Below are 1,007 nucleotides of genomic sequence, written 5' to 3' on the forward strand. Positions count from 1 at the left end.
GCCGACCTCGCCGCGCTCGGGGCGCTCGGGAAGTGGCTGGCCGACCGCGACCTGTCGACGCGGCGCCTCGCCGACGAGGTGCGCCGCGGCATCCGCGGGTCGATCGCCCCGGACGAGTCGCCGTCGATCGTCGACGCGCTCGACTTCGTCCTCACCGCGCCCGACGACCACCGTGCCCTCGCACGGTTGAGCGAGGAGGGCCTCGCCCGCATGCGCCGCGCGGGCGCCCAGTTGCAGGCGCTCCGGCGCCGCGCCGGGCTCGGGCTCGTCGACTTCGTGACCCTGGTGCAGCAGGAGCTCCTCCTCGACATCGAGGTGGCCGCGAACCCGGCCCAGCCGTTGGGTTCGGCGAGCCTCGAGTCGTTCGACGACCTCGTGACGAGCTTCGTCGACTCGGCCGAGCACCCGACGCTCGGCGCGTTCCTCGGGTGGCTGACCGAGGCCGAGCAGCGCGACCGGCTGAGCCCCCGACAGGACGAGCCCGAGCCGGGAGCCGTCCAGGTGCTCTCGATCCACGGCTCGAAGGGACTCGAGTGGGACGTGGTGGCCATTCCGCGCATGGTCGACGACGAGCTCCCGTCGAAGCCACGGAGCAACCGGGGCTGGCTGTCGTTCGGCACGTTGCCCGACGAATTCCGCGGCGATGCCGACGAGATCCCGCAGCTGGCCTGGCGGGGCGTGCAGAGCCAGGTCGAGTTCGATGAGGCGGTGAAGGCCTACTCCGAGGAGAACCGGGAACGGCACGCCGAGGAGGAGCGCCGGCTCGCCTACGTCGGCCTCACGCGCGCACGGGCGGAGCTGCTGCTCTCCGGATCGTGGTGGGCGACGCAGCGCGCACCGCGGTCGCCGAGCCCGTTCCTGCGCGAGCTGGTCATGGCCGGGGTGGTGGATGCCGCGGCGCTGCCGTCGACCCCGGCCGAGGCGGAGAACCCGCGATCGTCCGAGGCGGCCCGCGTGAGCTGGCCGCTCGATCCGCTGGGCGCGCGCCGTCCGGCCGTCGTGCGCGC

At 74.1% G+C, this 1,007-nt stretch carries 1 protein-coding gene; it reads left to right on the plus strand.

Annotated features, from left to right (window positions below; all coding sequences use genetic code 11):
• The coding region (locus ESO86_RS17620; RefSeq protein ID WP_207207224.1) for a 3'-5' exonuclease at positions 1-1,007 on the plus strand (1,007 nt) is incomplete at both ends.

This window comes from Agromyces binzhouensis (genome assembly GCF_004135055.1).
Taxonomy (GTDB): domain Bacteria; phylum Actinomycetota; class Actinomycetes; order Actinomycetales; family Microbacteriaceae; genus Agromyces; species Agromyces binzhouensis.